The organism is Pusillimonas sp. (genome assembly GCF_035515275.1).
In the GTDB taxonomy this organism is placed as follows: Bacteria; Pseudomonadota; Gammaproteobacteria; order Burkholderiales; family Burkholderiaceae_B; genus Pusillimonas.
On the sequence record NZ_DATJBQ010000170.1, the window covers coordinates 1 to 1,951 of the forward strand.

At 61.0% G+C, this 1,951-nt stretch carries 3 protein-coding genes; 1 reads left to right on the forward strand and 2 read right to left on the reverse strand.

Features of this window, described 5'->3' with window-relative positions; all coding sequences use genetic code 11:
* Positions 1–137: 137 nt before the first annotated feature.
* Both flgC and flgB read right to left on the reverse strand, forming a co-directional pair.
* The gene (flgC, locus tag VL003_RS12490) at positions 138–554 is read right to left on the reverse strand and encodes a flagellar basal body rod protein FlgC (protein WP_325442964.1); all 417 of its coding nucleotides are present in this window, start codon (positions 552–554) and stop codon (positions 138–140) included.
* Between the two features lie 21 nt (positions 555–575).
* Positions 576–983 carry a flagellar basal body rod protein FlgB gene (flgB, locus tag VL003_RS12495; protein ID WP_325442966.1) on the reverse strand — a complete coding sequence of 136 codons (408 nt, stop codon included), beginning with the start codon at positions 981–983 and terminating at the stop codon, positions 576–578.
* A gap of 213 nt (positions 984–1,196) precedes the next feature.
* Between flgB and flgA the strand changes: the two genes are divergently transcribed.
* Positions 1,197–1,886, forward strand: coding sequence for a flagellar basal body P-ring formation chaperone FlgA (gene flgA / locus VL003_RS12500; protein ID WP_325442968.1), 690 nt, complete (start codon positions 1,197–1,199; stop codon positions 1,884–1,886).
* Positions 1,887–1,951: the final 65 nt, after the last annotated feature.

Here is a 1,951-nt window from a genome sequence, read left to right on the forward strand (position 1 = left end):
CCTGGTTCTGAAGCTGGGTAACCAGCAAGGTCAGAAACTGCGACTGCGTGGCCGAAGTCAGGTCGCTGGCGCCGCCCTGGCCCAGCAACGAGGCGTTTGCGCCTGAAAGAGGATTGACGGAGCTCATCGACAGTTCCTTATTGACCGATGGACAGAGTGCGCATCATCAGGCTTTTTGCCGTATTGATGACTTCCACGTTGGCCTGATATGAACGGGACGCCGAGATCATATTCACCGTCTCGGCCACCACGTCGACGTTGGGCATCGTGATATATCCGTCGGCGTCGGCCAGGGGGTTCTTGGGGTCGTAGCGCAGGCGCGGCGGCGCGTCGCTTTCGACCACACCGGCCACGCGCACACCCCCCACAGCCTGGGTATGGGGCTGGCCCGGCGCCGGCTGCATCTTGAAGATCACTTCGCGCGCCTTGTAGGGCTGGCCGTCGGGGCCGGCTACGCTGTCGGCGTTGGCCATGTTGCTGGCCGACACGTTCATGCGCTGCGACTGAGCCGTCAGTGCCGAACCGGCGATCTCAAAAATACTCATCGAAGACATTTTTGCTCAATCCCTGAAGGGTTATTGCTGCAGCGCGGCCATCAGGCCCTTGATGCGTTGCGAGATAATGGTCATGTCGGTCTGGTACTTGACCGTGTTGTCGGCAAACTGAACCCGTTCTACGTCCATGTCGACCGTATTGCCGTCCAGACTGGGTTGCAAGGGCGTGCGATACAGCAGCTCGGCCGGGTCGGGCGTAACCGCCTTGGCAGGAATGTGCCGCGACGAGGTCAAGCTCAAGTGGGTGTCCGCCAGGCGCATGCTTTCGCCCATGGCGTTTTGCAAGGCGGCGCGAAAATCAAAGTCACGCGCCTTGTAGCTGGGCGTGTCGGCGTTGGCGATATTGGACGCCAGCACCTCTTGCCTTTGCTGGCGCAGGTTGATGGCGGTCTGGAAAAACTGCAGGTCGGCACCAATTCGATCAGTCATCTGCCACTCGGTCCATATAAACAATTGGCGGGATGCGCCGTATACTGGGTTGCACACAGCGCATCAGCAATAGAGCCGCCGCTTTGGCAAACCACGGCCCTTTACACTCCAGCCATATTAATGGGGCCCCTGGCAAGACAAACTACGAAACAAAGCGCTATTTCTCGGCCAATTCCCCCATTGGCGGGGCAAGCCGCTCTATACAATGCTTATATGCTCAAGCGCTGCTTTTCCTTCATGCTCGCCCTGGGCGCCTGCCTTGCCCCGGCGGCGGCGTCCGCGGCCTTAACCGCCGAAGACTTCAGCATTCAGGCCGAAACATTTTTGCGCGACCAGGCGGCCACTTACCCAGGCCAGGCGCGCGTCATTGTTACGCCGCCCCAGATCGAGCGCATGCCCGCCTGCGAACAAAGCGAGATATTCCTGCCTTCGAATGGCCGGCTGCGGCCGCGCATGACCGTCGGCCTGCGTTGCCTGGCGCCCTCGCCCTGGGTCAGCTACACCCAGGTAGAGCTCAATATCGAAGGCCAGTATTACGTGGCCGCCCACAGCCTGGATGCCGGCACGGTCATCACCGCAAGCGACGTCGCCACGCGCGAAGGCGACCTGCTTCGCCTGGCACCGGGCACCATCTACGAGCCCGAACGCCTGATGGGCAGCATTACCACCCAACGCATCGGAACCGGCTCGCCCATGCGCGAGCGCACGCTTCGCAGCCCCGAATCCATTGCGCGCGGCCAAGCGGTACGCCTGGAGGCGCGGGGTGTGGGTTTTGTCGCCACCAGCGACGGCACCGCCTTACAGGGCGGCGAACCAGGTGCCCAGATACAGGTACGTGCCGCCTCGGGGCAAACAGTAAGTGGTACGGTACTTAACGGCCAGACCGTGCTGGTGTTGATGTAAAGAACATGAAACAGGGTCAAGCACAGGTGTTTCGGGCCGACACTGCCGATATTTCGGCTAAATTT